The following is a 25,941-nucleotide window of genomic DNA, read 5'->3' on the forward strand; positions in this document are numbered from 1 at the left end:
CGTGCGCGGGATGGTCGCGCTCGGCGCCGTGCTGCTCATCGCCTTCGCCGCCAACATGCTCCTGATCAGCCACCTGCACCACCTGATCGGCCAGCAGATCGCCGGCGACACCTTCCGCGAGCAGCTCGCCGCGGCGACCGCGCCGGTCAGCGAGGGCACGACCGACGACGTGCTCGTCGCCGACGGCGCCCCCGTCGCGAAGGTCTCCATCCCCTCCATCGGAGTGTCGGAGTACGTGCTCGAGGGCTCGTCGTCCGGCGTGACCGCGGACGGCCCGGGCCACCGGCGCGATACCGTGCTACCCGGTCAGCCGGGCACGAGCGTGATCCTCGGCCGGGCCGCGGCCTACGGCGGCCCGTTCTCGCGCATCCAGGAGCTCGCCCCCGGCGCGACGATCAACGTCGTCACCGGTCAGGGCAAGAGCGTCTACCGGGTGATCGGCGTCCGCTACGCCGGCGACCCCGACCTGCCGGCGCTGCGCGGCACCCAGGGCCGGATGACCCTGGAGACGGCCCGCGGCCTCCCGTACGTGCCGGCCGGTGTCGTGCGCGTGGATGCGGAGCTCGTCACCCCGGTCAAGGACCGCGGTCTGCGCCAGACCACCGCCAACACCCTCCCGCTCGCCGACCGCGAGCTCGCCAGCGACCCGAGCACGGCGTGGCTGCTCGTGTTCGCGCTGCAGGCGCTCGTCGCCGCGCTGCTCATCGGCACGCGCGCCCTCGACCGGTTCGGCGCCCAGCGCACCTGGATCGTCTTCGCCCCCATCCTGGTCGCGGCGGGCGTCATCGCCGCCGATCAGGTCTCCCGTCTCCTGCCCAACCTGCTCTGAGAGAGAACCCATGTCCGAGCTCTTCGCCCCCCTCGACCGCACGGCCGTCCTCCCCGCGCCCGGCGGCTTCCCGGACCAGACCAGCCCGCTGCCGCTGCTCGCGCCGCTCCCCGGCGAGCTCGCCGCCCTCGAAGCGCGCGGCATCACCGCCTGGTTCGGCGACCACCAGGTGCTCGACCGCGTCTCCCTGACGATGGAGGCCGGCGAGATCACGGCGCTCATCGGGCCGTCCGGCTGCGGCAAGTCCACCTTCCTGCGCATCCTGAACCGCATGCACGAGCTCATCCCGAGCGCCTCGCTGGCGGGGGAGGTGCTGCTCGACGGCGACGACATCTACGACCCGCGCAAGCGCCTCGTCGACGCCCGCAAGTCGATCGGGATGGTGTTCCAGAAGCCCAACCCCTTCCCCGCCATGTCGATCTACGACAACGTCGTCGCCGGGCTCAAGCTGACCGGCACCCGCGCGAGCCGCGACGAGAAGGACGAGCTGGTCGAGTCCTGCCTCACGAAGGCGGGCCTCTGGAAGGAGGTCAAGGACCGGCTCCGCTCGCCCGGCGGCGGCCTCTCCGGCGGCCAGCAGCAGCGCCTGTGCATCGCGCGCTCGCTCGCGGTCAAGCCGCGCGTGCTGCTGATGGACGAGCCGTGCTCGGCGCTCGACCCGACCTCCACCCGCGTCATCGAGGAGACCATGCTGGAGCTCGTCTCCGAGGTCACCATCGTCATCGTCACGCACAACATGCAGCAGGCCCAGCGGGTCTCCAGCAGCTGCGCGTTCTTCCTCGCCGCGGGCGGCAAGCCCGGCGCGATCGTCGAGCACGGCGACACCGAGGCGATGTTCTCGAATCCGCTCGACCCCCGCACGTTCGACTACGTCAACGGCCGCTTCGGATGAGCGACCTCTCATCCCGCGGATACACTTCTGGATCGAAAACGGGTGCAAATCACGCGTTTCGTGCGATCCTGGGGATATGAAGGATTCTCAAGGTAGCGAGGCGGCCCAGCCGGCCTCCGCGCACGGCCCCGGTCGCGCGCCTGCAGGAATCCCGCTGACGTTCCGCCTCGGCGAGCGGGAGTACGCGGCTCTGGTTCGCATCGCTCGCCACCGGGACACGACGGCGGCCGGCCTCGTCGAGCAGCTGGTGCTGCACGCGCTCAGCAAGACCGACGTCCCGCCGCCCGCCGAGTCGCATCCCGCCCGCAAGCACACCACGTACGAGGAGGCGACGGCCGGCTTCCGCCAGGACGCCACCCTCCACGCCGCGCCCGAGCCCGAGCCTGAGCCGTCGGCCTGAGCCGTCGGCCTGAGCCGTCGGCTCGACCCGCGGCCGGAGCCCGTCCACGGCTCCGCCCTTGACCGGCGACCGCAACGCACCGATGCTCGTCTCATGGACGAACCCCGTGCGGCGGACGCCCCCGACGCGGATCCCGGCGACGGCCGGCCCGAGACCGCGAGCCAGCGCGCCGACCGCAACTGGAACGAGCTGCTGCAGGAGTTCCGCGTCTTCCAGACCGGCACGCAGATCGTCGCCGCCTTCCTGCTCACCCTGCCCTTCCAGCAGCGCTTCACGGAACTGCCGGCGTTCGACGTCGGCGTCTACCTCGTGCTCGTCCTGCTCGCTGTGGCCATCACGCTGCTGGCCCTCGCACCGGTCGCCCTGCACCGCCTCCTCTTCCACCACCGGCTGAAGGAGGAGCTCGTCGCCTACGGCAGCCGGCTGCTGATCGTCTGCCTCGCGGCGGCATCCCTGCTCTTCACCGGCATCGTGATGTTCATCGTCGACTTCCTCCTCACGCCCGGCGCCGGCCTCGTCGCCGCGGCGGCGGTGTTCCTGGTCGTCGTCGTGCTGTGGATCGTGGTGCCGCTCGTCATCCGTCGGCGCGCGCTCCATACGCTTCGCTCTGGCGCCGCATGATCTCGCGCATCGACGTGCCGCGCGGCACCCCGTACATCAGGCCAGGGAAGTCGAGGGTGCTCTGCACCTCCCACAGCTCGTCGTGGCGGTCGGGCGAGAAGAGCTGAGCCGGGCTCCCGGCGGCGATCCAGCCGATCGGGACGACCGAGTCCGGCGGCAGAGTGGATCCCGCGTGGAGCACCGCGTGGATGCGCAGCTCCGAGCGCGCCCCGACCACCGCGCCCGCGAAGACGCATGACCCCGTCGCGATGAAGACCTCCTCCTCGATGCGCGCACCCGTGATGTTGGTGTGCGGCCCGACCAGCACGGCGTCGCCGATGACGACCGGATGGCCCGCCCGCCCGCGCAGCACCGCGTGCTCCATCACGAGCGAGTCCTCGCCGATCGTGACGGGGCCGCGCGTCCCGTCGACGACCGCCCCCGCGAGCACGCGGGCGCCGGGACCGAGGGTGACGTCCCCGCTCAGCGTCGCGGACGCGGCGACCGAGGCGGACGGGTGGATGACCAGGCCGGATGACATGGGGTCAGTGTAGGGGCGCGCGACCCTCCGCCGCGGCTCCTTCGTGGTCGCCTCGGCCCGGGACCAGCTCGGCGATCAAGAGGTCGTCCGCCCCGTCCGTCCACCGCTCATGGCGCGCGACGCGCAGACCCACCCGCGCGAACGTCTCGTCCAGCGCCTCCGGACTGCGGAACGGCTCGTGGTGCAGCATCGCCGCCGGCGGCGCCGCCCGATGCCGGCTGGGATCGAACGCGACGAACGTCGCCGTCACCACCCGCCCTCCCGGCCGCAGCACGCGCGCCCACTCGCGGATCGCACCCGGCACGTCCGTGAACAGCTGCAGCCCCGTCACACACGTGACGAGGTCCACGCAATCGTCCGGCAGCGGGAGGGAGGCGGCATCCGCCTCGATCAACTCGGCCTCCGGCAGGTGGGTGCGCGCCACCTCCAACATCCGCGGCGCCAGGTCGACGCCGATCATGCGTCCGGTGGGGGTGTGGTTGCCGGGCCGGCGGGGGACGCTGCGCTGGTCGCGCTGGTCGCGCTGGTCGCGCTGGTCGCGCTGGTCGCGCTGGTCGCGCTGGCTGTGCTGGCCGGGCTGACTGTGCTGGCTGTGCTGGCCGGGCTGACTGTGCTGGCTCGGTTCGCTGCGGTGGCCTGGCCCGCCACCCTCGCTGGGCTCGACGCGCTCGCTGCGCTCGCGCAGGGCCCGCAGCACGAGCCCGGTGCCGGTGGCCACATCGAGCACGTCCCCGGGCGCACCCGCCTCCAGCACGAACCCGGCGACCGCATCCGCCAGTCCCCGATGCATCGCGCTCTCGTCATACGTCGGCGCCCGATCGTCGAACCGCCGCCGCACCTCGGCGCGCGCCTCCTCGGCGGTGGGGATCTGGTGGTCGTCGGTCGCGCTCACGCGCCCAGGCTACTCGCGCCGTCCCGGCCGGTCGCCCGTCCAGCCGGTCACCCGCCCGTCCAGCCGATCCCCCGCCCGCTCGCTCGCTCGCTGCCCGTCCGCCTTCACGCACTCGCCGCCTGTTCGCTGCCTGCTCGACCGCCGGCTGCCGGCACCGGCCACCTGCCCTGCCGCCCGCCAACCCGGCACCCGCCGTCTACCCGTCTCCATCGCCGACAACGGAGGATAACCACCCGCAAAGCGTCCCCGATCTCCTCCCTTCCCCGCACCCCACCGCCTCCCGCACCACGATCTCCTCCCCTCCCTACACCGCACCCACCCCCGCTCCCCGAATCCCCGGAACTCCGGTTCCCACCCCGCCACGCCGTCCGCCTCACCGTTCGAACGGCGGATCGCGCGGCGCGTCGCCCACGACTTCCGGAGTTACGCCGGTCCGGAAGCACCCCACTTGACCCGCCCCGCGCCGACGCCCACAACCGCGGTGAGCACGACCGCACTTCGCGTTTCGACCGGTGAACCTCGTAGCTAGACTGCGTCGTCTACGCAAAACGTGCCTTCCGCTCACGCAATTCGGCCCGATCCCGGTGTTCCGGTCGCGACGATGCGCTTTGCTTGTCAGCAATCCGGCGTGCGAACGTCCGGATTGAGGGGAACACGGGGGAGCCCTGTGGCATCGAAGTGCATTCGAAATGCGAGCGAGGGAGACCACCTGGGGCGGTGGCTCGGTCGCAGCCACAGGGCTCGTGCCCGTTTTCTCCGAGGGGGGCTCCTGCCCGAGAGCCGGCGCTCGTCGTCCCCTACCCCACCACCGGATCCCGCGGGTTCGCCCGCGCCACGATCAGCGGGTCGACCGGAGTGAACGGGAAGGCCGGCAGGTCCCGCTCGGGCACCTTGAAGGCCGCCGAGAGCACTTCGCGCGAGAAAGCGGAGGCTGTGGCGCGGTAGCCGACGTCGCCCGGGGTGGGCTGGTCGAAGAAGATGAGGAAGCGGATGCCCTCGTCGCCGAGCGCCTCGATGTGGTGGGGGTAGGCGCGGGGCACGAAGTACGCCTCGCCGGGGTGCAGCTCGTAGGTGTCGAGGGAGCCGTCGGGGTCGAGCACGGTCATGCGGGCGTGGCCGCTCTGCACGTAGCCGAGCTCGCCGGTGACGGGATGCCAGTGGGGCTCGCGCATCCCGTTGCCGCCGATCTCGAGCTCGTACATCGAGAGGTCGTCGAGCGCCGCCCAGAACTGTTTGCGGGCGAGACGCGCCTGGCCCCACTCGTAGGAGAGTGGCGCGTGCTGGCCCTCCATGTCGAACAGGCGGGCGTTGGGGAGGCCGGCGGTGTCGGGGATGCGCGCCGGGCCGTCGCGGTGGACGATCTGCGAGGAGTGCTGCCGGTCGAAGGCGGCGAATGCGGAGGAGGGGAGGTCGTAGGTGTTGCCGAGCACGGCGTCCGACATTGCGCTGACGCTGTCCTGCAGCGAGAAGTGCTGCGGGCGGTCGGAGCGGAGCGCGGCGATGATCTCCGCCTCCCCGTCCCCGACGTTCTCGATGTGATAGACCGCGCCGGACTCGACGTGGTACATCTGGCCGGTCCGCACGACGAAGGTGGAGAAGGAGTCTCCGTCGCCGAGGGTGGAGACGAGCACGGTGCCCTTCACCACGTAGGCGATCTGGTTGGCGTTGACGTTCCACTGCGGCTCCCGCAGCGCGCCGGGCGCCAGCGTGATCCGCTTGACCGAGAGTCCGGTCAGGATGGCAGCGAGCTCGACGTGACCTGCGTGATGCTGCCGAACTCGTTCTCGAAGACGCCCTCCCCGCCGATCAGCTGCGCGACGTGCCTGGACTCCGACATTGCGACCCTTTGTCTCCCGGGCGCCCCGGGTTTCCCGATGCGGTGCGTACGGTCAGGAGCGTAGGCCAGAGCGCGCACATTTGGACCGAATGTGGAGAAAGGCGGCGGCAAACTCCACATTTGGACCAAATGTGCGGCACGCCGACTCTGCCGCGGGCGGCGCGACGCGAGTAGCTTCGGCAGCGCAGGGCGCCTCGAAGCGCCGCCACCCGCTGGAGGAGGACCCCATGACCGACACCCACCGTGGCGGCATCGACCCCGCCGTGCCGCCCTCAGGCCCCGGATGCGCGGAGTGCACGCGCGACGGGTCGTGGTGGTTCCACCTCCGTCGTTGCGCGGAGTGCGGGCACATCGGCTGCTGCGACCAATCGCTCGGCAAGCACGCGACCGCGCACGCGGAGGAGTCGGGGCACCGCGTCATCCAGAGCTTCGAACCGGGCGAGGACTGGTTCTGGGATTACGACACGGAGCAGTTCACGGGAGGTCCCGAGCTCGCCGCGCCGCACAGCCACCCGCTCGACCAGCCGACTCCCGGCCCGGCCGACCGCGTCCCCGCCGACTGGCAGCGCCTGCTCGCCTGACCGGCTGAACGCCTGACCGGCGACTCGCCTGAGCGCCTGACCGGCGGCTCGCCTGAGCGCCTGACCGACGGCTCGCCTGAGCGCCTGACCGCCTGCTCGCCTGAGCGCCTGACCGTCGATTACGCACAACTTCCGCGTACTCGGCGCTCCCGGCCCCACTTTCCGCGCACTCGGGACTGGGTCAGCCGGGTCAGCTGGGCTTGGTGGCGACGCCGTCCAGCCACAGGGTCTCCGACTCGTCGGAGTGGGTGCCGTCGGTGCCGACGTGCTTCGAGCCGATCTGCGGTCCCTTGGTGATCACGTGGACCAGCGCCATCCCGTGACCGCGGCCGAGGTCGTAGTCGTCGTTGAGCCAGGTGAGGATGTCGCCCGCCTTGGTGCCCGGGGCGTCGAGCCCGCGCTCGTGCGCCAACTCGATGAATTGCCGCGGGGTGAGCCCCGTCTTCGCCTCGATGTTGTCGAGATACGCCTGGAACGACATCGTCATCCTCCCCCGTCGTGGTCGCGTGTCGAGCATGCCCGACACCGGCCGGTCGCGGCAACGAAAACGGAGAAAATCCCGATGGCGTCTTGCGCGAGGGGCTCCCGGGGGACGACAGTGGCACACATGCCTCCCGCACCGACATCCGACGGCATGCCCGCGAGCATGCCCCTCGTGGTGCCGTGCCCGCGCTGCGGCGGCCGCATCGTCGTGATCGGCCGCACCGTCGGCGGCACGCTCAAACTCACCGCGGGCGGCTCGTGCACGGAGTGCGGCGGCGCGGTCTACTCCGCACTCGACGTCGAGAACGCCCGCCGCTAGCCGCCCACGCCCGGCCACGATTTGTGCCAAATGTCGCGAATTGCGTGCGCTTTCCCGCGATTTGTGACAAATGTCGCGAGGAAGCGCGCGCTACCCCGATTCGCGATTTGTGCCAAATGTCGCGAATGGCGTGCGCTTTCCCGCGATTCGTGCCAAATGTCGGGAAAGTGGCGCGCTTTCCCGCGATTTGTGACGAATGTCGGGAAAGGGGCGCGAAGCGGCGCCGCGCCCTCAGGAGGCGGCTTCGGCCTCCGGCAGCGGCTCCTTGGGCAGCTTGCGCACCTTCGCGCGGCGCTTGCGGCGGTCGGGGATCATGGAGCGCATCTCCTCCAGCTTGCCGAAGCAGAGGAGGCGGTCGCCGGGTTCCAGCAGCACGCCGCTGCGCGGGTTCGGGATGACGGAGCTGCCGCGGTGCACGGTCAGCACCGTGATGTCGCGGTCCCACAGTCCGGACTCCTTGATCGTCTTCCCGACGAGGTCCGCGTTAGTGTGCACGAGCAGTTCGGCGACGCCGTAACCGGTCGAGACGGTGAGGCGCTGCCGCACGTCGATCTCGGGGAAGGCGACCTGGTTGTCGATGAAGTCGATGATCGCGCCGGCGACGTCGAGGCCGGTGGCGCGCTCGATGCCTTCGAGGCCGGGGGAGGAGTTGACCTCCATCACCAGGGGTCCGTCGTTGCCCTCGAGCATGTCGACTCCGGCGACGCGCAGCCCCATGATCTGCGCCGCCCGGACGGCCGCCTGCTCGTACTCGGGCGTCAGCTCCACCTTCTCCACGGTGCCGCCGCGGTGCACGTTGGAGCGGAACTCGTCCCCGTTCGCGACGCGCCGCATCGCCGCGACGACGCGGTCGCCGACCACGAGGGCGCGGATGTCGCGCCCGCGGCTCTCGCTGATGAAGCTCTGGATGAGCACGTTCTGCTTGGTGGAGTGCAGCGTCTCGATGATCGACTCGGCGATCTTCACCTCGGGCGCCAGGATCACGCCGATGCCCTGCGTGCCCTCGAGCAGCTTGATGACGACCGGTGCGCCGCCGACCTGCTCGATGGCGCGGCGCACGTCGTTGCGGTTGTTGACGAATGTCGTCGCCGGCATCGAGATGTTGTGCCGGGACAGGATCTGGCTGGCGCGCAGCTTGTCGCGGGAGTTGGTGATCCCGTTGGCGGTGTTCGGGGTGTAGACGTCCATCTGTTCGAACTGCCGCACCACGGCGGTGCCGAAGTAGGTGATCGAGTTGCCGATGCGGGGCAGGATGGCGTCGTAGTCCGACAGGAGCTTGCCGCGGTACTGCAGGTCGGGCTCGTCTCCCGACAGGTCGATCGCGAACCGCAGGGTGTTGAGCACCTTGACCCGGTGGCCGCGCTGCAGCGCCGCCGCGCGGAGCCGTTGCGTCGAGTAGGCGTGCGGGGCGCGCGAGAGGATGGCGAGTTTCACCGGTGCTCCTGCCAAGATGGGGGAATGGCTGACGACCTCCATTCAAACACCGTGGCGGTCGGCTGGCGCGAGTGGGTGGAGCTTCCGGGCATCGGCGTGCCGTGGATCAAGGTCAAGATCGACACGGGCGCCCGCAGCTCGGCCCTCCACACCTTCGACGTCGAGGAGCTCGACGGCAACCGGGTGCGCTTCACGGTGCACCCGTGGCAGGACTCCGACGCGGACGCCATCGAGGTCGAGTGCGACATCCACGACCGCCGCGTCGTGCGGAGCTCGTCGGGCCACACGGAGGAGCGCATCGTCGTCCTCCTCGAGCTCGCCCTCGCCGGGCGGACGGTCCAGGCCGAGACCACGCTGAGCAACCGCGACCAGATGGGTTTCCGGATGCTCGTGGGCCGGGAGGCGCTGCGCCAGGGCTTCCTCGTCGACCCGGGCAAGTCGTTCCTGGGCGGCCGCGCCCCGCGCGATGTGCGTCGCCGCAACCGCGGCCGCGTCTAGCGCACCGTCCGTCATAGGGTGGCGGGATGAGCGACGTGGATGTGCATGCGGCCGGACCGGACGAGTGGGCGGCCGTCGGCGGCCTGCGCTGGGACTCCCTCCTGGAGTTCGGCGGCGAGCCCGACGACGCCCGGGAGGTGTTCGCGGCGCGGTTCGCCGAGTGGGCTGACGCCAACCAGGGCTCGCACACCTGCTTCGTGGCGGTGTCCGATGGCGAGGTCGTCGGGATGACCTGGCTCGCCCGCACGCCGCGGGTGCCCAGCGCGCGGTCCTTCGACCGGGAGTCCGGCGACCTGCAGTGCGCGTACGTCGTGCCGGCGCTCCGCGGCGCAGGGATCGGGGGCCGGCTCATCGACGCGGTCCTGGGCCGTGCGGCGGAGCTCGGGGTCGAGCGCGTCACCGTGCACTCGAGCCCGCGCGCGGTGCCGGTCTACGAGCGTCACGGCTTCGCGTCCGACGCCCGCATGCTCCACACGCCCGTGTCGCATGAGGATCTGTTCACCCGGAACGAACGGTAGACCACCGTGTCCACCGTCAACTCCTGACGGTTTCTGTCCTCCACATTGAGGACACGGCATGCGGGGCAATAGCGTGGGGATCAGCCCGGGGATGCCGCCGCGATGTGGATTCGAAATCCGAACAGCGATGACGTCTCAACCCGACACGGAGCAGTCGGCATCCCCTGGGGGCTTCCTCCCGGTGGACGCGGCGCGCAGCGCCCCCACCCTCCCGGTCCCGCTCCGACAACCCGAATGCGGAGCGTCCGCCGTCGTCGACGGGCCGGCCCCGCGGTCCCTCCCGGAACCCGGCCCGTCGCGACTGCACCACGGTGCGCGGAGTCGATTCGCCCGGTTCGCGTCATAGATCGTGGCGACCGTCGTCTCACCTCGTGGAGGGGTGCATCCCTCCGCCGCAGAGAGGACCAGTCATGACGAAGACCGCGACGCCGGAGCCGATCGACACCGAGGAGCTGGGCAACCCGCTCGACTTCCACGCGGAGGTCTACGAGAGCACGCTCACGCACGAGGAGATCCTGGTCGGCTGCTGGTGCCCGATCGGCCGCACCCACACCTACGCCGAAGCGGTCGCCTGAGGCGCTCCCGCTAGACGGCGGGCGAGGCCGGGGTGGCGACCCCGCGGCCGAAGGTGATCGCCCGGATGATCTGGATGATCCCGAGCACGATCAGGCTGATGCCCGTGAGGATGAACAGCACCACGATCCCCCACAGCGGGGTGAAGAGCAGCACGATGCCGGCGATGATGCTCAGGATGCCGAAGAAGATCGCCCAGCCGCGCGACGGGGAGTCGCCGAGCTGAGCCAGGGTGACCGCGCCCTCCACGATCCACGCGATCCCGACGAGGATCCCGAGGAACACGGCCAGGAACGCGGTGGTGCCGCTGAGGTTGGCGAACGCGATGATCGCGCCGATCACGAGCAGCACGCCGAACACGATGTCGAGCGCCCGCGAGCCCCCGCTGAGGCCCTTGGCGAAGATCCCGATGCTCAGGTACGCCAGCCCGGAGACGAGCAGGGAGATGGCGAGCAGGACGGTCAGGCCGACCGCGGCGGTCTTCGGCCAGAACACGATGATGACGCCGATGACGAGCGCCACCGTGCCGCTGATCCCGAGCGCGACACGCACGCTGTTGATGACCGAATTGGTCATGTCCTTGCCGTTGAGCGAGAAGGCGGCGAACCCCGAAGGCTGTGAAGTCGACATCGTGAGCATCCTTTCCGTGGATGCTTCGGACGCTAGCGCTCAGCGCCCCCGCCTGTCTATGACCGTCGTCACGGACGGTCGAACGGCGGTCAGCGCAGTCGCTCCTCCTCCTCGCGCTCCAGGCGCTCCTTCTCGGCCACCTTGGCCTCTTCGGTCTTCTGGATCTCTTCTTCGCGCGGGGTCTTGTTCGTCATGCCCCGGAGCCTACTCCGGGGTGCCGCGCAGGAGCCCGCGGAGGTTCGTGATCGTGTCGGCCTCGGCGGCCGGCTTGTCGTCGCGGTAGCGCTTCACGCGCGCGAACCGCAGGGCGATGCCGCCCGGGTACCGGCTCGAGCGCTGCACGCCGTCGATCGCGATCTCGACGACGGTCGTGGGCGCGACCCACACCGTGCCGGGCGTGCGCCGCACCTCGATCTCCTGGAACAGCTCCGTCTGCATCCGCAGCATCTCGTCGGTCAGGCCTTTGAAGGTCTTGCCGACCATGACGAAGCCGCCCGGCTCGCCGTACTCGCCGTCGGGGTCACGGGCGCCAAGGTGGAGGTTGGAGAGCAGCCCCTGCCGGCGCCCCGACCCCCATTCGCAGGCGAGCACGACCAGGTCGTAGGTGTGCACCGGCTTGACCTTGATCCAGCTCGACCCGCGCCGCCCCGCCGCGTACGGCGAGCCGAGGGCCTTGACGACCACGCCCTCCTGCCCGGCCGCGAGGGCGTCGCGGGCGACCTGCTCGGCGACGTCGGGGTCGTCGGTGACGCGGCCCGGGATGCGGTGCTCGCCCGCCACCCGCTCCAGCTCCGCGCGGCGCACGGAGAGCGGCTCGTCGAGCAGGTCGCGGCCGTCGACGTGCAGGATGTCGAAGAACCAGGGGTGCAGCACGGTCTCGCCGACCGACTCCGACCCGAAGCGCGACATCGTCTCCTGGAACGGGCGCGGCCCGCCGTCCTCGTCGAGGGCGAGCGTCTCGCCGTCCAGGATGAGGTCGCGCGCGGGCATCGTGCGCACGACCTCCACGACCTCGGGCACGCGGTGCGTGATGTCGGCGAGGGTGCGGGTGAAGACGCGCACCTCGTCCCCGTTGCGGTGCACTTGGATGCGCGCCCCGTCCAGCTTGAACTCGACCGACGCCTCCCCGGTCGCCTCGAGTGCGGCGCTCGCGCTCGCCGCCGTCGCCGCCAGCATCGGCATGACCGGCCGGCCGACGACGAGTCCGACGGCGTCGAGCTCGTCCGCGGTGCCCGTCAGCGCCAGGACCGCGGTCTCGCCAAGATCGCCCGACAGCATCGCGGCCCGGCGCACGCTCGCGGCGGGACGGTCTGCGGCGCGGGCGACGGCGTCGAGGAGCACGCCCTCCAGCGCTCCCGTGCGCATCTCGCCGAGCAGCACCCGGCCGATGAAGTCCTGCTCGGCCGCCGTCGCCCGCGCCGTGAGCGCGCGCAACGCGGCGGTGCGCTCGGCGGCGGACCCGGTGCCCGAGAGGGTGAGCAGATGGTCGAGGAACGCGTCCAGGTCGCCGATGGTGAGTGTCGCCTCCGCCGCCGGCTCGCCCATCGCGGCACCGAGGCCGCGCCAGCCGACGCCGACGCGCCCCTGCCGCGGCCGGCCCACCAGCATCCCGACCGCCGGGGCGATCTCGTCCCGGGCCAGGCTGGTCAGCAGTCCGGCGAGGGCGTCGACCTTCGCCAGCCGCGACCGCGTGGCGGTGACAGCGTCTGAGGTGGTCACGAGCGCATCGAGGAGCACGCCGCCCAGTCTCCCACCGCCCCCCGACAGCGCCACCCCCGCGTCCCGCGCTGCCGAGGTTCACGTCGTGGCGCTCATTCCGCCCGTTTCAACCGCAACGACGTGAACGTCGGCGGCTGCGGACAGGAGCGGGCGCGGAGGTCAGAGGCGGTCGGCGTCCTCCAGCACGCGGTCGACCCACGGGAAGGGGTCGAGGGCGCGCACCTCCGCGCGGGTGAACCATCCCACCTCGGCGATCTCGTCCGGCTCGGCCGCGCGGGGTTCGCCCTGGAGGGTGCACAGGTAGGCGACGGTCACGTACGAGACCCGATCGCCGTTGCCGTAGACCACCTCGAGCGCGGGCCCGCCGTAGGCGTCCACCACCCGTCCCGCGACGGCCGCGACGCCGAGCTCCTCCCGGATCTCGCGTTCGAGCGCCGTGCGCGGCTCCTCGCCCGGCTCCACCCCGCCGCCGACCAGGCTCCAGCGCCCGCTCTGCGTGTGCCGCGCCAGCAGGTACCGGCCGCGCTCGTCGCGGACGACGGCGGTGACGCCGGGCAGGAGCAGCGTGCGGGTGCCGATGAGCGCCCGGATTTCTGCGATGTAGGGGGAGAGTGGCATCCAGCCACGCTACCCGTGGATAGGGTGAGCACCGGGGGTGGGGCATGAGGGGATGCCGGAGGATCGCGTTCGTGGCGACGGCGCTGGCCGTGGTGCTGGGTGCGTCGACGGGCTGCGTGTCGATGCCGTCGCCGTTCGACGGGGCGAGGTCGCGCACGGACGAGCTTCCGTCGATCGTGCCGGAGCTCGACGGTGTGCAGGCGTCGAGCTCGCGCTATCAGGGGCAGGCGGCGGGATACGACGTGTACCTGGTGAAGGGCGTTCCCCCGTACCGGATCTGCCTCGTCGTGACCGCCGGCACCGAGGACACGACGCTGGGCTCGTGCTCGGGCGGCTCCTCGTTGCAGACCCGGGTGGCCGACGGCACCACGTTCCGGGTGCAGCTGCAGGGCTTCGACGGCGATTCCGGGGCGAGCGGCGTCGAGATCTCGCCGTGGGTCCACGACGTGACGGGTGTCGACGGCCGCTGAGCTAAGCGTGTGCGCCTCAGCGGGTGCCCAGGATGCGCTCGATGCGCAGCCACGTGCGCCGATCCACGCGGTGGCGGTCGGCGTCCACCGCGGATCGCAGGGTGGTGTGCAGTGTGTCGCCCGCCACGTTCCGCGCCGTCTCGGTGACGCAGGTCACGAGGCCGTAGCCGGGCACGAGAAGGGTGCAGGTGACCGGCGATTCCGTGACCGATGACTGCGACATGGGCTGCTCCTCCGGGTGGGCGACGACCGTGAGGTCGAGTCTCGCCAGCACCCTGTCGCCCGAGAGGAACGCTGCGCGATCTGAGACAGGCGGTGCGCGTTCTGCTCCCCGGTGGTTCACTGGGACGAGGTTCGGGATCGGAGGAGATCGGTGACGTCGCGGCGATCGAAATGGGACGCCATGCCCCCGGTCCAGGGTCTGCGGCTCGCCGTCCGCGGCATCGCGGCGGTGGAGGCCAACCCGGCGCTCTCGGACTATCTGACCTCCGCCAATCTGAAGATCGTGCGGCTGGAGGAGTCGGACAGCCTGCGGATCAGGATGACGCGCTTCCCCGAGATCACCTTCGCGCACGCGAACCTGCCGCGCGCCGTCGTCGAGTGGCCGCGTGACGCGCTGTCGCTGACGCGGGCCGCCGTCATCGTGTGCGTGAGCGGGCGGATCGCGGTGACCTCCTCCTCGACGATCATCGAGCGGCGCCCCGGGCTGCACCTGATCCCGCCCGGCGACGCCCCGCTCACGTTCGAGACGCTGGACGGCCTCAACGAGATCCTCTACATCAGCGCCCCGGCGTCCCTGGTGAGCGAACTGGATGTGCGGCGGAGGAGCGGCTCGCCCCGGCCGGAGGTGCCGGCGAACGTGCTCGCACCGCTGCTCGCCTTCGCGACCTCCCTCAGCTCCGGCACGGTGGGCAACTCGCTGGTCATCGGCCCGCTGCGCGCGGTGGCGATGGAGGTCGGGCGCGCGCTCGCCCGGCTGATCGCCGAGGGCGACCCGAGCGAGCTCACCCTGTTCTCGCGGACGATGCGCCTCATCGTCGACAACCACGCCGATCCCCGGCTGAGCGTGCCGCGGCTGGCCGAACTGGCCGGGGTGTCGTCGCGGAGCCTCCAGGCGGCGTTCGCGGCGGAGGGCGCGACCGTGGCCGGCGAGCTGCGCGCGACCCGGGCGCGGGCGGCGAAGGAGCTGCGGGAGCGCCACCCGGGCATGCCCGCGGAGCAGCTCGCCCGGACGGCGGGGTTCGGCTCGGTCTCGTCGCTCTACCGGGCTCTGGAGCGCGACAGCGCCGCTGGGGACGCCCGACCGGACCCGTCCTGATGATTCCTTCGCACGGATCTTCTGAGAAGACGCGCAGGTTCGGAAGGACGAATCGCAGCGGTGGAGGCCGTGCATCCGCTTGAATGAGCACGGGATCCGGTGCGGATCCGAGTGGGAGGGCCGAGCGTTCGCGGGGCCGGTCTGACGGGGGTCGTCTCGTGTTCGATGGGGTGCTGTCGCTCGATGTGCTGAGCGGTCCGCTGCCGGTGGTGCTGTTCGCGGCCGCCGCGGGCATCCTGATCGCCCTGCTCGTGCGCCGCCCCTCGGCCCGCTGGCTGCTGCGGATCGCGCTCGCCGCTGTCGTCGGACTCGGCGCGGCCGTGGTCGTGTGGCTCGTCTGCATCCGCTGGCTCAACCTGTTCGGGGAGTCGCTCGGAGCCGGCAACTACGCCTGGCTCGCGGCGGCGTTCTGCGGCGTGGCGCTGTGCGCGGTGAGCATCGGCCGCCGTCCGCGCTGGCGGACGGTGGTCGCGATCGTGGGCATCCCCGTCTTCCTGGCCGCGGCGACGCTCGGGATCAACGCCAACTACGGCCTCAATCGCACCCTCGGCGGGCTGCTGGCCATCAGCGTCCCGAAGCCGGTGGCGCTCACCCCGCCGACAAGCGCCGACCTGGGCTACGACACGGAACTGTGGAAGCACTGGCGCGCGCCGAGCGACATGCCGGAGCACGGCGAGATCGGCACGGTGCGCATCCCGGCGACCGCGAGCGGGTTCCACGCGCGCGAGGCCGGGCTGTACCTGCCGCCCGCGGCGCGCGTCGCGCACCCGCCGGTGCTGCCGCTCCTCGTCATGATGATGGGGCAGCCGGGCAACCCCGACCCCGAGCCGATCGCCCAGGCGATGGACCGTTTCGCGGCGACCCACCACGGGCTGGCGCCGATCGTGGTCGTGCCCGACCAGCTCGGCGACCCGACCCACGACACTCTGTGCCGCGACACGAAGCGGTTCGGAGCGGTGGAGACGTACATCACCCAGGACGTTCCGGCGTGGGCCGAGAAGAACCTCGCCGTCACGCGCGACCACCGGTTCTGGACCGTCGCGGGTTACTCCAACGGCGGCCTCTGCGCGCTCTCCTTCGGCATCGGGCATCCCGACCTGTTCGCGAACATCCTGGACATCTCGGGCGAGGAGTTCCCCGGCGCCGAGCATCCCGATGCCACGCTGCACGACGAGTTCGGCGGGGACCGGGCCGCCTACGACCGCGCCAAGCCCTTCAACCGGCTCCGCGCTTCCTCGTTCCCCGGGACGACGGCGATCTTCACCGCGTGCGCCGACGACCCGGCGTACCACCACGTCGCCCTGCGCGGTTCGCAGCTGGCCAGGGCCGCCGGCATCAACAGCGCGTTCGTGGACATCCCGACGGGAGGGCACGGGATCGGCGCCCTCACCGGCGGACTGGACGGCGGCATCCCGTACCTCTACCCGTTGCTCGGGCTCGAGGCGCCCCGCTGAGTCAGCCCGCCGCCTTCTCGAGGTAGAGCAGGTACTCCACCGACCCGGTCTTCTCGACCGTCACGAACCCCAGGCTCGGCGCGGTCACGCCGTAGTCGGCGAAGGTGATCGGGATGCTGCCGCTCAGTTGCCCGCCGTCGCCGTTCAGCCCCACCTGCAGGTCGGCCGTCACCGTCTTCGAGACGCCGTGGAGGGTGAGTGTGCCCGTGGCCTTCACCGTCTGCGCGGCACCCGACTCGGGCGTGCCGACGGTGACCGGCTCGGTCAGCACGAACGTCGCCTCGGGGAACCGATCGGTCTGCAGGGCGGTCGACCGGAAGTAGTCGTCCCGGTTGGGCTCGTCGGTGGCGATCGTGGCGACCTTGACGGTGACGGTCGCCTTCGTGAGGGTCAGCTTGTCGACGGAGAACGACCCGGTGACGTCGGCCGTGCGCCCCGTGACCGTCACGTCCACCCCGTTGAGCACCTCCTTCACCCGGTAGCCCGCGAAGGACGACGCGCCCACCTGCCAGTCCCCGCTGAGGTCGGAGGTGTCGATGGTCGTCTTCGCCTCCGGGTCGGTGGTGAGGGCGACCGTCGGGACGGCCTCCGCCGGAGCCGCGATCAGGTCGCGGTAGACGTAGGGCGCGGCGATCGCGCCGGCCACGCCGAGCACGACCACGCCGGCGGCGACGGAGATCCAGACCTTCGAGGACTTCTTCATCGGGGACATGTCAACAAACCTACGGAGTGCCCGGGCCCGGATGGCTGGGAGTCGTCGATGATCCGCCTGGGAGAGCCCTGGCGCTGCCCTGGCCTACGGCGTCGGCATGCCCCCGTTGACCGAGAGCGTCTCGCCGATCACGTAGCTGGACTCGGGGGAGGCGAGGAACACGTATGCGGGGGCGAGCTCGGCGGGCTGACCGGCGCGGCCGATCGGCGTCTGGGCTCCGAAGTCCGGCAGCTTCTCCGGCGGCTGGCCTGCGCTCGGCTGCAGCGGCGTCCAGATCGGGCCCGGCGCGACCGCGTTCACGCGGATGCCCTTCGGCGCGAGCTGCTGGGCGAGCGCCTTGGTGAACGCGTTGATGGCGGCCTTCGTCGTCGCGTAGTCGACGAGCTGCTCGCCCGGCATGTACGCCTGCACCGACGTCGTGTTGATGATCGTCGCGCCCGGCTTCAGGTGCGGGAGGGCCTCCTTCGTGAGCCAGAACATCGCGTAGACGTTCGTCTTCATCGTGAGGTCGAACTGCTCGTCCGGCAGCTCGGCGAGGTCGGTGCAGAAGACCTGCTTGCCGGCGTTGTTCACCAGGATGTCGAGGCCGCCGAACGCGTCGACGACGCGGGAGACGACGTCGCCGCAGAAGGTGCGGTCGGCGAGGTCGCCCGGGATCAGCAGGGCCTCCCGGTCGGCCGCGCGGATCTGCTCGGCGATGGCCTGGGCGTCCACCTCCTCTTCGGGCAGGTAGACGATGGCGACGTCGGCGCCCTCGCGGGCGAACGCGATCGCCGCGGCGGCACCGATCCCGGAGTCGCCGCCGGTCACGAGCGCCTTGCGCCCGGTGAGCCGGCCGCTGCCGACGTAGCTGGTCTCGCCGTGGTCGGCGGGCGGGTCGAGCTCGCTGTCGCGCCCGGGCTCGGAGACCTGCTTCTCGGGCGGCTCGATGTGCGGGTAGCGGTCGACGGGGTTGTCGAAGGAGTACTGGTTCTGAGGCATGACCCCACCGAACCACCGTGCCCCGGCCCTCCCCAGGGGGTTTCCTCCCGCGACGAGAGGGGTACCTTGGCTCAGTCGCCGTCGAGCTCCTCCAGCAGCTTCTTCGCGGCGCGCGCGATCTCGTCGTGGTCGTTCTGGGCGGCCCGGCTCTCGAGGGAGATCACGGCGCAGCGGTGCAGGCGCGCGAAGTCGCCGTAGGGGAACGTGTAGCGCTGCTTCGTCTCCTCGGACGCGTCCGGGTCCTCGCCCAGATGCCAGAGTGCGAACTCCGCCCAGCCGTGCTTGTCGATGAACGCGTTCTCGTCGTTGGCGCTCGGCGCGTGCTCGCTCCAGTCGTCGCGCTCGTCGCGCACGATCCGGCTCTTCCCGATCAGCTCCTGCGCATGGTCCAGCGCGGCCCGGTTCAGTCTCGTCGTCATCGTCGTCCGTCCTCTCCTGCCGGTGGCGGGATCCCCTGGCCAGTCATTGATCCACGGATCCCGCCGATTGTGAACCCCTGTCGGAGACCGGTGCGACGGCGTACTTCTCATGACATGAGAGCACTCACCTGGCAGGGGAACAAGAAGCTCGCCGTGATCGACGCCCCCGACCCGCGCATCCAGGAGCCGACGGACGTGATCGTCCGCATCACGTCGTCGGCGATCTGCGGCTCCGACCTCCACCTGTACGACGTCCTCGGGCCGTTCCTGAGCGCCGGCGACATCCTCGGCCACGAGCCGATGGGGATCGTCGAGGAGGTCGGCGCGGACGTGCGCGAGCTCGCTGTGGGCGACCGGGTCGTGATCCCGTTCGTCATCGCCTGCGGGCACTGCCACATGTGCCGGCTGGGCCTCACCACCCAGTGCGAGACGACGCAGAACTACGACCAGGGCACCGGGGCGACGCTGTACGGGTACACCGAGCTCTACGGCTCCGTGCCCGGCGGTCAGGCGGAGCGGCTGCGCGTGCCGCTCGCGGACTTCAACGCGCTCAAGGTCGGCACGGAGCTGCCGGACGAGCGCTACCTCTTCCTCAGCGACATCCTGCCCACTGCCTGGCAGGGAGTGCAGTACGCGAACCTGCCGGAGCACGGCGTGCTCGGCGTCATCGGCCTCGGGCCGGTGGGGCAGTTCGTGAGCCGGATCGGCGTGCACCTCGGCCACCGGGTGGTCGCCGTCGATCCCGTCCCGGAGCGCCGCGCGATGGCGCAACGGCACGGCGTCGACACGTTCGACCTCTCCGACGACGCCGCCTCGTGGCTGCGCGAGGCCACCGACGGTCGCGGCCCGGACGCCGTCGTGGACGCCGTCGGCATGGAGGCCCACGGCAATCCCGCGACGGCTCTCACCCAGTCGGCGGTCGGCCTCCTGCCCGACCCGGTCGCCAAGAAGCTGATGACGACCGTCGGCGCCGACCGGCTCGCCGCGATGATGCTCGCGATCGACTCGGTGCGTCGCGGCGGCACGGTCTCGCTGAGCGGCGTCTACTCCGGCGTCGCCGACCCGATGCCGCTCATGAAGATGTTCGACAAGCAGCTCTCGCTGCGGATGGGGCAGTGCAACGTCCACTCCTGGCGCGACACGCTGCTGCCGCTCGTCGAGAACCCGTCGGATCCGCTCGGGACGGAGGACCTCGTCACCCATCACGCGTCGATCGACGAGGCGCCGGCGATGTACGACCTGTTCCGCGACAAGAAGGACGGCTGTGTCAAGGTCGTACTCCATCCCTGAGGCGACGGCGCAGCACGCGCCCACGAGCACGGCGGACGGCTCCTCGTTCGCGCGATTCCTGTCGGCGGCCTCGTCGTGGGGTGGCAGCGCGGCCCCGCTGCTCGCCGTGCTCCGTGCCGTCGAGCCGGGGTCGTTGCTCCCGCTGCCGGGCGCGGGTGAGACGGACGAGCGCCTCCGGCGGCTGGCCCGCGTCGGCGAGACCGACCTCACCGCCGCCCGGGTGCTCGAGCCGCACCTGGACGCGGTGGCCATCCTCGCCGAGGCCGGGGAGCCGCTGCCCGAGCGCGGGACCACCTGGGGCGTGTTCGCGGCCGAGGCTCCGGATGCGGTGCTGCAGGCGATCCCGTCGGGTGACGGCTGGCTGCTGCGCGGCCGCAAAGCGTGGTGCTCGCTGGCCGGTGAGCTGACCAGCGCGCTCGTCACCGCGACCACGCTCACCGGCGAACGGCGGATGTTCGCGGTCGACCTCACCGCGCACGAGGTGACGGCCGAGCACGCGCGCTGGGTCGCCCGCGGGCTGACCGAGGTCGTGAGCGGCCCCGTCCGGTTCGACGGGGTGGTCGCCACGCCCGTCGGCGGCGACGGGTGGTACCTGGACCGCCCCGGCTTCCGCTGGGGCGCGATCGGGGTGGCCGCGTGCTGGTGGGGCGGCTGCCTCCCGATCGCGGACGCCCTGGCGGCGCGGGTGCGCCGTCGTTCCGACGACGAGCTCGGTGCGGCTCGCGCCGGCGAGCTCCACCGCGCGCTCGACGCCGGCCGCCTCGCGCTCCACGACGCCGCCGCGCGCATCGACGGCGGAACGGTCGGCGACGCCGCCCTCCTCTCGCACAGCGTGCGCGGCACCGTGGCGGACGCCGTGGTGCTCGCCCTCGCCGCCGCCCGCGACGTGCTCGGACCGGCCGCGCTCGCCTTCGACGAGAGCCTCGCCCGGCGCTGCGCCGACCTCGAGCTCTACGTCGCCCAGTACCACCGGGGCCGGGATGACGCCTCGCTCGCCCGCCACCTGCCCGAGGGTGGACTCGCGTGGTGAGCTTCGATCCGCTGGTGGCGGTCACGTCCCCCGGCGCATGGGAGCAGGAGGGGCGCTGGCGGGAGGTGCCGCGCCTGGCCGCCGACTGGCTGCGCGGATTCGACGCGGTCACGGTTCTCGCCGCGCATCCCGACGACGAGACGCTGGGTGCAGGAGGGACGATCGCGTCCTGCGTGGCCGCCGGCGTCCCGGTCTCCGTCATCGTTGCGACCGTCGACGAACCGGAGCGGGCCGACGAGCTGGTCGCCGCGCTCTCCCGGCTCGGCGTCGCGGCCGAGCCGACGCTCCTCGGGCTGACCGACGGGCGGCTCAAGCACGAAGCCGACGCGCTCAGGGACGCCCTCCGCGCCGCCCTGCCGGACGACGGCACCCGCAGGCTCGTGCTCGCACCCTGGCCGGGCGACCGGCACGGCGACCACCGCACGCTCGGTCGTGAGGCGGCCGAGGTGTGCACGACGGCCGGGCACACCCTCCGCTACTACCCGATCTGGCTGTGGCAGTGGGGGACCCCGGACGACGTCCCCTGGTCGCGCGCGGCCGAGATGGAGCTGACGCCGGAGGCACGCGAGCGCAAGCGGTCGGCGCTCGCGTCGTTCCCGACGCAGCTGCACTCCGCCGCGAACCCGTCGGGCGTGCTGGCGGCCGGCTTCGTCGAGCGCGCGAGCGCCGGGCGTGAGGTGCTGATCGAACCGCAGGCGGACCCGCTCGCCGAGCACTTCGAGCGCCTGCACCGCGCGAGCGAGGACCCGTGGTCGGTGCGCACTCGCTGGTACGAGCGCCGCAAGCGCGCCCTCGCACTGGCCTCGCTCCCCGCGGAGCGGTACGGGCGCGCCCTCGAGCTCGGCTGCTCCAACGGCGAGCTCTCCGCCGGGCTCGCCGAGCGGTGCGACTCCGTGCTGGGGCTGGATGCGTCCGCCTCCGCCGTGGAGCTCGCCTCCCGTCGCACGTCCGACCTCCCGGCCGTGCGCATCGAGCGGATGCGCGTCCCGGGCGAGTGGCCCGGCGGCACGTTCGATCTCGTGGTCGTCTCCGAGCTGGCCTACTACCTCGCGGCAGACCAGTGGGCGGCGACCATCGAGCGGATCGGCGCCTCCCTCGCACCGGGTGGCGCCGTGCTGCTCTGCCACTGGTCGGGCAACGCCGACGACTTCGCGCAGACGGGCGCGGAGGCGCACGAGCTCTTCGCCGCCCGCTCCGGCCTCCGGCGGCTCGTCGCCCACGTCGAGGACGCGTTCCGGATGGAGGTCTACGGATGACCGTCGAGCACGTGATCGTCGCCGTCCCCGCGCGGGACGAGGAGGAGACCCTGGCGGACTGTCTCGCGTCCGTCCTCGCCGCCGCCACGCACGTGGACGTCCCCGTGACCGTGGTCGTCGTCCTCGACGGCTGTGTGGACGCGTCCGCCGAGATCGCCCGCGGTTTCGCGGGGGTCGTCGTCGTCGAGCGCGACCACGGCAACGTCGGCCGCGCGCGGCGGGACGCGGTGGAGGCCGGGCTCGCCCGCTCGGCGTGCGCGCCGGAGCGGACCTGGCTCGCCTTCACCGACGCCGACACCTTCGTCCCGCGGGAGTGGCTGCAGGGGCAGCTCGCGGCCGCCCGGACGGCGGACGTCTTCGTCGGCGCGGTGGTCCCGCGCCTGGACGACCTGGACACGGCCCGTCGGCACGCCTGGACGCGCAGCCACCCGCCCGGAGCGACCCTCGGCCACGTCCACGGCGCCAATCTCGGAGTGCGGGCGAGCGCCTATATCGGAGTCGGCGGTGTTCTGCCGCTCGTCGTCGGCGAGGACGTCGACCTCGTCGCGCGGCTGCGGGCGGAGGGCCGCCCCGTCGCCGAGAGCGAGCAGCATCCCGTCCTCACCTCCGCGCGCCTCGACGGCCGCGCGCCCGACGGGTACGCGGCCCACCTGCGCGCGCTCGTCTCGTGACGCCGGTCAGACGCATCGAGGTGCGGACGCCCGACCGCCAGGCCGCCCTCGACCTCCTGCGCGGCGTCTATCGCGGCAGCGATCTGGCGATGCCGGACGGCTCCTTCCCGGGAGAGCTGTCGGTCGTCGGCGACGAGCGCTTCTCCCTGGTGAGCCTGGACATCCGGGCGCCGGGCAGGGCCGCCATGGACGCGCAGACGGCCTTCGTCGTCGGCGAGGCCGCCCTCCCGGTGCGCGTGGCCTCGGGACGGCGCGAACTGGACACCGCCCAGCCGTACCTCCACCCGTTCGCTCCCGCCGAGGCATGGTGGGAGGAGCGCCTGCTCGTCACCGCGACCCAGCTCGAGGAGCGGCCCGTGCGCGAGCTGATCGAGCAGCACTACGGCCGCGGCGACCTCCCGGTGCGCTTCGAGGCCACCGCGCCTCGCTCGCCGGACCGGGCCCGCCTCTGGTCGGCCGCCGCGTCGCACGCCCGGGCCGTCGCGGCGGTCCATGAGGTCTTCGCGAACGAGCTGGTCAGGGACACCGTGTTCCGCAGCCTGACCGCGGCGCTGGTGTCCGCCTTCCCCAGCGACCTGCTCGGCCTGCCCGCCGCGCGCGACGGAGCGACGGCCACGCCCGCGGCCGTGCGGCGCGCCATCGCGTACATGGAGGAGAACGTCGCCGAACCGATCAGCGTCGCGGACATCGCCGCGGCGGCGCGCCTGTCGGCGCGGGGACTGCAGGAGGCGTTCCGCCGGGTGGTCGGCGACACCCCGACCCGCTATCTGCGCCGGATGCGGCTGGAGGCGGCACGCGCCGACCTCCAGCGCCGCGAGCGCACGGACGGCGCGACGGTGGCCCAGATCGCGCACCGCTGGGGCTTCACCCACGTCCCGCGGTTCGCGACCTACTATCGCGAGACCTTCGGGGAGAGCCCGCGGGACACCCTCGACACGTGATCGAGGCGCCCGCGGGCGACCGGCTCAGGCCTTCGCCGGGGTGCGGTTCTCCGCGCTGACCATCCACGCGAGCTGCTCGAGGCGCTCGATGATCGCGTGCAACTGGTCGGCCGAGGTCGGGTCGGCCTCGTCGACGTCGTCGTGCACCGAGCGCATCGTCCGCACGACGGCCTCCAGCCGGGCCGTGATGAGGTCGATGGCGACGCCCGTGTCGATCTCGCCGTTCGGGAAGTCGTCGAGCGTGGTGGACTCGGCGACCGTCCGTGAGCGTCCGTCCGGCGTCGCGTGCAGGGCGCGCATCCGCTCGGCGATGTCGTCGCTGAACTCGCGCGCGGCGTCGACGATCTCGTCGAGCTGCAGGTGCAGGTCGCGGAAGTTGTGCCCGACGATGTTCCAGTGCGCCTGCTTGCCCTGCAGGTGCAGCTCGATGAGGTCGACGAGCACGCGCTGCAGGTCGGCGGCCAGGGACGACGGGGCGACGAAGCCGTGCTCGGCGTTCTCGCGCCGGGTGGTGTGCTCGCCCGCCGATTCGCCGCGCGGGCGCGACGTGCGCGGCGCTGCGGCCGCGGTGGTCTTGGTGGTCTTCTTGGTCGTGGTGGCCATCGGTATCGCTCCCTTGGATTCGATTCGCTCCGGACGGTAGGCCGGTCGGGCCGTGTTGTGAACGGGGTTGACGGGTCGCATCGGCCGTCCCTCCCGTTCGATGAGTACATGTGTACGCTGACGGGATGGTGGACAGCTCTCCCGGGGAGGCGCGCAGACCGCGCCGCCACGACCCGGCCCGGCGCGACCGGATCATCGACGCCTGCCTCGACGTGATCGCCGACCGCGGGGTCGCCGGCACGACGCACCGCCGGGTGGCGGAGGCCGCCGACGTGTCCCTGGGCTCGATGACCTACCACTTCACCGGGATGGACGCCCTCCTCGCCGAGGCGTTCGACCGCTTCGCGCGCGCGTTCAGCACCGGGTTCGAGGCGAGCATGGCGGAGTGCGCCTCGGCCGCCGACGCCAGGGAGGCGCTCGCGCACCACATCCTGCACGAGGTCTTCGGCACTCCCCGCGAGCTCGTGCTGACGCAGGAGCTCTACACGCTGGCGGCCCGCGACCCCCGCTACCGGACCATCACGAACGGGTGGATGGGGCGCAGCCGTGCCGTGCTCGAGCGCTTCTTCGACCCCGTGACGGCGGGCATCCTGGACGCGCTCGTCGAGGGGATGACGCTGCACCGCGCTCTGGACGTGGACCCGTACGACGCCTCCGCGGTGCGGACCGCTATCGACCGGGTCGCGGGCGGAGCCTCCTGAGCGGTGCGTGGTGCACCCGCCTGGCGGGACCGATCATGCCGGTGTGAAAAGCACCCGCCACGCAATGTACGATCGTACACATGAGTCACGACTACTTCGCCGGCGACCCGCGCACCAACCGCGAGCGGATGCTCGCCGGTGACCTCTACATCTCCGACGACCCCGAGAGCGAGCGCCTCGCCCACCACGGCGCGCAGCTCGCCGACGCCTATCACCGCGCCTACATCGCCGGCGACGATGGCTACCGTGCGATCCTCGAGGACCTCCTCGGATCGCTGGGCGACGACGCGTTCGTCAAGCCGCCGCTGTTCGTCGACTACGGCGCGCACATCACGATCGGCGCCCGCACCTTCGTCAACTACAACCTCGTCGCGCTCGATGTCGCGAGCATCACCATCGGCGAGGACTGCCAGATCGGCCCCAACGTCCAGCTGCTGACCCCCACGCATCCCATCGACCCGCAGCCCCGCAAAGACAAGCTGGAGGCGGCGGAGCCGATCGTCATCGGCGACAACGTCTGGCTCGGCGGCGGCGCGATCGTCTGCCCGGGCGTCACGATCGGCGACAACAGCGTGATCGGCGCCGGCTCGGTGGTCACCCGTGACATCCCGGCGAACGTCGTCGCCGTCGGCAACCCCGCGAGAGTGCTCCGCGAGATCTGAGTCTCGCTCCCCGCTGTACTTAACTTGCGGCCGTTCCACGCAGGCGTGCGCATCGCCGTGCGAGCCTTG

32 protein-coding genes are annotated in these 25,941 nt (G+C 71.9%); 19 read left to right on the top strand and 13 right to left on the bottom strand.

Annotation, left to right across the window (positions count from 1 at the left end; genetic code table 11):
- From BGO91_RS03435 to BGO91_RS03450, 4 genes are all read left to right on the top strand, one after another.
- Window positions 1–829, top strand: an 829-nt coding sequence (locus BGO91_RS03435; RefSeq protein ID WP_290471470.1) for a sortase, incomplete at its 5' end; no start/stop codon positions are given.
- A gap of 10 nt (window positions 830–839) precedes the next feature.
- Window positions 840–1,721 (top strand): phosphate ABC transporter ATP-binding protein, encoded by an 882-nt coding sequence (locus tag BGO91_RS03440; RefSeq protein ID WP_290471471.1) that lies wholly within the window; start codon window positions 840–842, stop codon window positions 1,719–1,721.
- A 76-nt stretch (window positions 1,722–1,797) separates the two neighbouring features.
- A complete protein-coding gene (locus tag BGO91_RS03445) occupies window positions 1,798–2,121 on the top strand; it encodes a hypothetical protein (protein WP_290471472.1) in 324 nt (107 codons plus the stop codon).
- 93 nt (window positions 2,122–2,214) lie between these two features.
- The gene (locus tag BGO91_RS03450; protein ID WP_290471473.1) at window positions 2,215–2,742 is read left to right on the top strand and encodes a DUF6328 family protein; all 528 of its coding nucleotides are present in this window, start codon (window positions 2,215–2,217) and stop codon (window positions 2,740–2,742) included.
- Here BGO91_RS03450 and BGO91_RS03455 read toward each other — a convergent pair.
- The 3 genes from BGO91_RS03455 to BGO91_RS03465 all read right to left on the bottom strand — a co-directional run bounded on the left by BGO91_RS03455 (window position 2,696) and on the right by BGO91_RS03465 (window position 5,893).
- Window positions 2,696–3,262 (bottom strand): gamma carbonic anhydrase family protein, encoded by a 567-nt coding sequence (locus BGO91_RS03455; RefSeq protein ID WP_290471474.1) that lies wholly within the window; start codon window positions 3,260–3,262, stop codon window positions 2,696–2,698. The two genes, BGO91_RS03450 and BGO91_RS03455, sit on opposite strands and share 47 nt — an antisense overlap.
- A 4-nt stretch (window positions 3,263–3,266) precedes the next feature.
- Entirely contained in the window at window positions 3,267–4,154 is an 888-nt protein-coding gene (locus tag BGO91_RS03460; RefSeq protein WP_290471475.1) for a methyltransferase domain-containing protein, read from the bottom strand.
- Between the two features lie 797 nt (window positions 4,155–4,951).
- Entirely contained in the window at window positions 4,952–5,893 is a 942-nt protein-coding gene (locus tag BGO91_RS03465; protein ID WP_366925287.1) for a cupin domain-containing protein, read from the bottom strand.
- 325 nt (window positions 5,894–6,218) lie between these two features.
- Here BGO91_RS03465 and BGO91_RS03470 point away from each other — a divergent pair, with 325 nt between their 5' ends.
- Window positions 6,219–6,572: a UBP-type zinc finger domain-containing protein gene (locus BGO91_RS03470; protein ID WP_290471476.1), complete on the top strand. Its 354-nt coding sequence runs from the start codon at window positions 6,219–6,221 to the stop codon at window positions 6,570–6,572.
- Window positions 6,573–6,762: 190 nt separating this feature from the next.
- On the opposite strand, the gene BGO91_RS03475 is transcribed toward BGO91_RS03470, so the two are convergent.
- Window positions 6,763–7,053, bottom strand: coding sequence for a DUF4287 domain-containing protein (locus BGO91_RS03475; protein WP_290471477.1), 291 nt, complete (start codon window positions 7,051–7,053; stop codon window positions 6,763–6,765).
- Between the two features lie 126 nt (window positions 7,054–7,179).
- Between BGO91_RS03475 and BGO91_RS03480 the strand changes: the two genes are divergently transcribed.
- A complete protein-coding gene (locus BGO91_RS03480; RefSeq protein ID WP_290471478.1) occupies window positions 7,180–7,374 on the top strand; it encodes a hypothetical protein in 195 nt (64 codons plus the stop codon).
- A gap of 231 nt (window positions 7,375–7,605) precedes the next feature.
- On the opposite strand, the gene rimK is transcribed toward BGO91_RS03480, so the two are convergent.
- Window positions 7,606–8,808 (bottom strand): 30S ribosomal protein S6--L-glutamate ligase, encoded by a 1,203-nt coding sequence (gene rimK / locus BGO91_RS03485; protein ID WP_290471479.1) that lies wholly within the window; start codon window positions 8,806–8,808, stop codon window positions 7,606–7,608.
- A gap of 24 nt (window positions 8,809–8,832) precedes the next feature.
- Here rimK and BGO91_RS03490 point away from each other — a divergent pair, with 24 nt between their 5' ends.
- From BGO91_RS03490 to BGO91_RS03500, 3 genes are all read left to right on the top strand, one after another.
- Entirely contained in the window at window positions 8,833–9,306 is a 474-nt protein-coding gene (locus BGO91_RS03490; RefSeq protein WP_290471480.1) for a RimK/LysX family protein, read from the top strand.
- 26 nt (window positions 9,307–9,332) lie between these two features.
- Window positions 9,333–9,824 (top strand): GNAT family N-acetyltransferase, encoded by a 492-nt coding sequence (locus BGO91_RS03495; RefSeq protein ID WP_290471481.1) that lies wholly within the window; start codon window positions 9,333–9,335, stop codon window positions 9,822–9,824.
- A gap of 410 nt (window positions 9,825–10,234) precedes the next feature.
- Window positions 10,235–10,399, top strand: a complete 165-nt coding sequence (locus BGO91_RS03500) for a hypothetical protein (RefSeq protein WP_290471482.1) — start codon at window positions 10,235–10,237, stop codon at window positions 10,397–10,399.
- 10 nt (window positions 10,400–10,409) lie between these two features.
- Here BGO91_RS03500 and BGO91_RS03505 read toward each other — a convergent pair whose 3' ends face one another.
- From BGO91_RS03505 to BGO91_RS03515, 3 genes are all read right to left on the bottom strand, one after another.
- Window positions 10,410–11,027 carry an HdeD family acid-resistance protein gene (locus tag BGO91_RS03505; RefSeq protein ID WP_290471483.1) on the bottom strand — a complete coding sequence of 206 codons (618 nt, stop codon included), beginning with the start codon at window positions 11,025–11,027 and terminating at the stop codon, window positions 10,410–10,412.
- Window positions 11,028–11,231: 204 nt separating this feature from the next.
- A complete protein-coding gene (locus BGO91_RS03510; protein ID WP_290471484.1) occupies window positions 11,232–12,764 on the bottom strand; it encodes an ATP-dependent DNA ligase in 1,533 nt (510 codons plus the stop codon).
- A gap of 141 nt (window positions 12,765–12,905) precedes the next feature.
- Window positions 12,906–13,364 (bottom strand): NUDIX domain-containing protein, encoded by a 459-nt coding sequence (locus tag BGO91_RS03515; RefSeq protein ID WP_290471485.1) that lies wholly within the window; start codon window positions 13,362–13,364, stop codon window positions 12,906–12,908.
- Between the two features lie 71 nt (window positions 13,365–13,435).
- Between BGO91_RS03515 and BGO91_RS03520 the strand changes: the two genes are divergently transcribed.
- Window positions 13,436–13,834 (top strand): hypothetical protein, encoded by a 399-nt coding sequence (locus tag BGO91_RS03520; protein WP_290471486.1) that lies wholly within the window; start codon window positions 13,436–13,438, stop codon window positions 13,832–13,834.
- A 16-nt stretch (window positions 13,835–13,850) separates the two neighbouring features.
- On the opposite strand, the gene BGO91_RS03525 is transcribed toward BGO91_RS03520, so the two are convergent.
- Window positions 13,851–14,057 (bottom strand): hypothetical protein, encoded by a 207-nt coding sequence (locus tag BGO91_RS03525; RefSeq protein ID WP_290471487.1) that lies wholly within the window; start codon window positions 14,055–14,057, stop codon window positions 13,851–13,853.
- 180 nt (window positions 14,058–14,237) lie between these two features.
- On the opposite strand from BGO91_RS03525, the gene BGO91_RS03530 reads away from it, so the two are divergent.
- A complete protein-coding gene (locus tag BGO91_RS03530) occupies window positions 14,238–15,152 on the top strand; it encodes a helix-turn-helix domain-containing protein (RefSeq protein WP_290471488.1) in 915 nt (304 codons plus the stop codon).
- A gap of 158 nt (window positions 15,153–15,310) precedes the next feature.
- Window positions 15,311–16,606: an alpha/beta hydrolase-fold protein gene (locus tag BGO91_RS03535; protein ID WP_290471489.1), complete on the top strand. Its 1,296-nt coding sequence runs from the start codon at window positions 15,311–15,313 to the stop codon at window positions 16,604–16,606.
- Window position 16,607: 1 nt separating this feature from the next.
- On the opposite strand, the gene BGO91_RS03540 is transcribed toward BGO91_RS03535, so the two are convergent.
- From BGO91_RS03540 to BGO91_RS03550, 3 genes are all read right to left on the bottom strand, one after another.
- Window positions 16,608–17,318, bottom strand: a complete 711-nt coding sequence (locus BGO91_RS03540; protein ID WP_366925286.1) for a YceI family protein — start codon at window positions 17,316–17,318, stop codon at window positions 16,608–16,610.
- Between the two features lie 84 nt (window positions 17,319–17,402).
- Complete coding sequence (locus BGO91_RS03545; protein WP_290471490.1) at window positions 17,403–18,299, bottom strand: SDR family oxidoreductase; 897 nt, start codon at window positions 18,297–18,299, stop codon at window positions 17,403–17,405.
- Window positions 18,300–18,370: 71 nt separating this feature from the next.
- Window positions 18,371–18,718: a hypothetical protein gene (locus tag BGO91_RS03550; protein ID WP_290471491.1), complete on the bottom strand. Its 348-nt coding sequence runs from the start codon at window positions 18,716–18,718 to the stop codon at window positions 18,371–18,373.
- A 114-nt stretch (window positions 18,719–18,832) separates the two neighbouring features.
- Between BGO91_RS03550 and BGO91_RS03555 the strand changes: the two genes are divergently transcribed.
- The 5 genes from BGO91_RS03555 to BGO91_RS03575 are packed head-to-tail and all read left to right on the top strand — an operon-like array spanning window position 18,833 to window position 23,906.
- Window positions 18,833–20,008 carry an alcohol dehydrogenase catalytic domain-containing protein gene (locus BGO91_RS03555; protein ID WP_290471492.1) on the top strand — a complete coding sequence of 392 codons (1,176 nt, stop codon included), beginning with the start codon at window positions 18,833–18,835 and terminating at the stop codon, window positions 20,006–20,008.
- Window positions 19,983–21,038, top strand: coding sequence for a hypothetical protein (locus tag BGO91_RS03560; protein WP_290471493.1), 1,056 nt, complete (start codon window positions 19,983–19,985; stop codon window positions 21,036–21,038). Before BGO91_RS03555 ends, BGO91_RS03560 begins: the two co-directional genes overlap by 26 nt.
- On the top strand, window positions 21,032–22,294 hold the full coding sequence (locus BGO91_RS03565; protein ID WP_290471494.1) for a PIG-L family deacetylase: 1,263 nt from the start codon (window positions 21,032–21,034) through the stop codon (window positions 22,292–22,294). Before BGO91_RS03560 ends, BGO91_RS03565 begins: the two co-directional genes overlap by 7 nt.
- Window positions 22,291–22,965, top strand: coding sequence for a glycosyltransferase (locus BGO91_RS03570; RefSeq protein WP_290471495.1), 675 nt, complete (start codon window positions 22,291–22,293; stop codon window positions 22,963–22,965). The genes BGO91_RS03565 and BGO91_RS03570 overlap by 4 nt, the downstream gene beginning before the upstream one ends.
- Window positions 22,962–23,906, top strand: a complete 945-nt coding sequence (locus BGO91_RS03575) for a helix-turn-helix transcriptional regulator (RefSeq protein WP_290471496.1) — start codon at window positions 22,962–22,964, stop codon at window positions 23,904–23,906. Before BGO91_RS03570 ends, BGO91_RS03575 begins: the two co-directional genes overlap by 4 nt.
- Window positions 23,907–23,930: 24 nt before the next feature.
- Here the strand turns inward: BGO91_RS03575 and BGO91_RS03580 are convergent, their stop codons facing one another.
- On the bottom strand, window positions 23,931–24,509 hold the full coding sequence (locus tag BGO91_RS03580; RefSeq protein ID WP_290471497.1) for a DNA starvation/stationary phase protection protein: 579 nt from the start codon (window positions 24,507–24,509) through the stop codon (window positions 23,931–23,933).
- 125 nt (window positions 24,510–24,634) lie between these two features.
- Between BGO91_RS03580 and BGO91_RS03585 the strand changes: the two genes are divergently transcribed.
- Together BGO91_RS03585 and BGO91_RS03590 are read left to right on the top strand one after the other, a co-directional pair.
- Window positions 24,635–25,210: a TetR family transcriptional regulator gene (locus tag BGO91_RS03585; protein WP_290471498.1), complete on the top strand. Its 576-nt coding sequence runs from the start codon at window positions 24,635–24,637 to the stop codon at window positions 25,208–25,210.
- Window positions 25,211–25,290: 80 nt separating this feature from the next.
- Window positions 25,291–25,872 carry a sugar O-acetyltransferase gene (locus BGO91_RS03590; protein WP_290471499.1) on the top strand — a complete coding sequence of 194 codons (582 nt, stop codon included), beginning with the start codon at window positions 25,291–25,293 and terminating at the stop codon, window positions 25,870–25,872.
- Window positions 25,873–25,941: the final 69 nt, after the last annotated feature.

Origin of the sequence: Leifsonia sp. 71-9 (assembly GCF_001898805.1) — a bacterium.
Classification (GTDB): domain Bacteria; phylum Actinomycetota; class Actinomycetes; order Actinomycetales; family Microbacteriaceae; genus Leifsonia.

What these genes read in the sequence shown, in the direction of transcription:
- BGO91_RS03580 (WP_290471497.1), bottom strand. Translation starts at nt 24,509, where the DNA reads ATGGCCACCACGACCAAGAAGACCACCAAGACCACCGCGGCCGCAGCG.
- BGO91_RS03445 (WP_290471472.1), top strand. Translation starts at nt 1,798, where the DNA reads ATGAAGGATTCTCAAGGTAGCGAGGCGGCCCAGCCGGCCTCCGCGCAC.
- BGO91_RS03440 (WP_290471471.1), top strand. Translation starts at nt 840, where the DNA reads ATGTCCGAGCTCTTCGCCCCCCTCGACCGCACGGCCGTCCTCCCCGCG.
- BGO91_RS03500 (WP_290471482.1), top strand. Translation starts at nt 10,235, where the DNA reads ATGACGAAGACCGCGACGCCGGAGCCGATCGACACCGAGGAGCTGGGC.
- BGO91_RS03525 (WP_290471487.1), bottom strand. Translation starts at nt 14,057, where the DNA reads ATGTCGCAGTCATCGGTCACGGAATCGCCGGTCACCTGCACCCTTCTC.
- BGO91_RS03585 (WP_290471498.1), top strand. Translation starts at nt 24,635, where the DNA reads ATGGTGGACAGCTCTCCCGGGGAGGCGCGCAGACCGCGCCGCCACGAC.
- BGO91_RS03455 (WP_290471474.1), bottom strand. Translation starts at nt 3,262, where the DNA reads ATGTCATCCGGCCTGGTCATCCACCCGTCCGCCTCGGTCGCCGCGTCC.
- BGO91_RS03590 (WP_290471499.1), top strand. Translation starts at nt 25,291, where the DNA reads ATGAGTCACGACTACTTCGCCGGCGACCCGCGCACCAACCGCGAGCGG.
- BGO91_RS03475 (WP_290471477.1), bottom strand. Translation starts at nt 7,053, where the DNA reads ATGTCGTTCCAGGCGTATCTCGACAACATCGAGGCGAAGACGGGGCTC.
- BGO91_RS03540 (WP_366925286.1), bottom strand. Translation starts at nt 17,318, where the DNA reads ATGTCCCCGATGAAGAAGTCCTCGAAGGTCTGGATCTCCGTCGCCGCC.
- BGO91_RS03555 (WP_290471492.1), top strand. Translation starts at nt 18,833, where the DNA reads ATGAGAGCACTCACCTGGCAGGGGAACAAGAAGCTCGCCGTGATCGAC.
- BGO91_RS03480 (WP_290471478.1), top strand. Translation starts at nt 7,180, where the DNA reads ATGCCTCCCGCACCGACATCCGACGGCATGCCCGCGAGCATGCCCCTC.
- BGO91_RS03495 (WP_290471481.1), top strand. Translation starts at nt 9,333, where the DNA reads ATGAGCGACGTGGATGTGCATGCGGCCGGACCGGACGAGTGGGCGGCC.
- BGO91_RS03570 (WP_290471495.1), top strand. Translation starts at nt 22,291, where the DNA reads ATGACCGTCGAGCACGTGATCGTCGCCGTCCCCGCGCGGGACGAGGAG.
- BGO91_RS03490 (WP_290471480.1), top strand. Translation starts at nt 8,833, where the DNA reads ATGGCTGACGACCTCCATTCAAACACCGTGGCGGTCGGCTGGCGCGAG.
- BGO91_RS03450 (WP_290471473.1), top strand. Translation starts at nt 2,215, where the DNA reads ATGGACGAACCCCGTGCGGCGGACGCCCCCGACGCGGATCCCGGCGAC.
- BGO91_RS03545 (WP_290471490.1), bottom strand. Translation starts at nt 18,299, where the DNA reads ATGCCTCAGAACCAGTACTCCTTCGACAACCCCGTCGACCGCTACCCG.
- BGO91_RS03515 (WP_290471485.1), bottom strand. Translation starts at nt 13,364, where the DNA reads ATGCCACTCTCCCCCTACATCGCAGAAATCCGGGCGCTCATCGGCACC.
- BGO91_RS03470 (WP_290471476.1), top strand. Translation starts at nt 6,219, where the DNA reads ATGACCGACACCCACCGTGGCGGCATCGACCCCGCCGTGCCGCCCTCA.
- BGO91_RS03530 (WP_290471488.1), top strand. Translation starts at nt 14,238, where the DNA reads ATGCCCCCGGTCCAGGGTCTGCGGCTCGCCGTCCGCGGCATCGCGGCG.
- BGO91_RS03550 (WP_290471491.1), bottom strand. Translation starts at nt 18,718, where the DNA reads ATGACGACGAGACTGAACCGGGCCGCGCTGGACCATGCGCAGGAGCTG.
- BGO91_RS03505 (WP_290471483.1), bottom strand. Translation starts at nt 11,027, where the DNA reads ATGTCGACTTCACAGCCTTCGGGGTTCGCCGCCTTCTCGCTCAACGGC.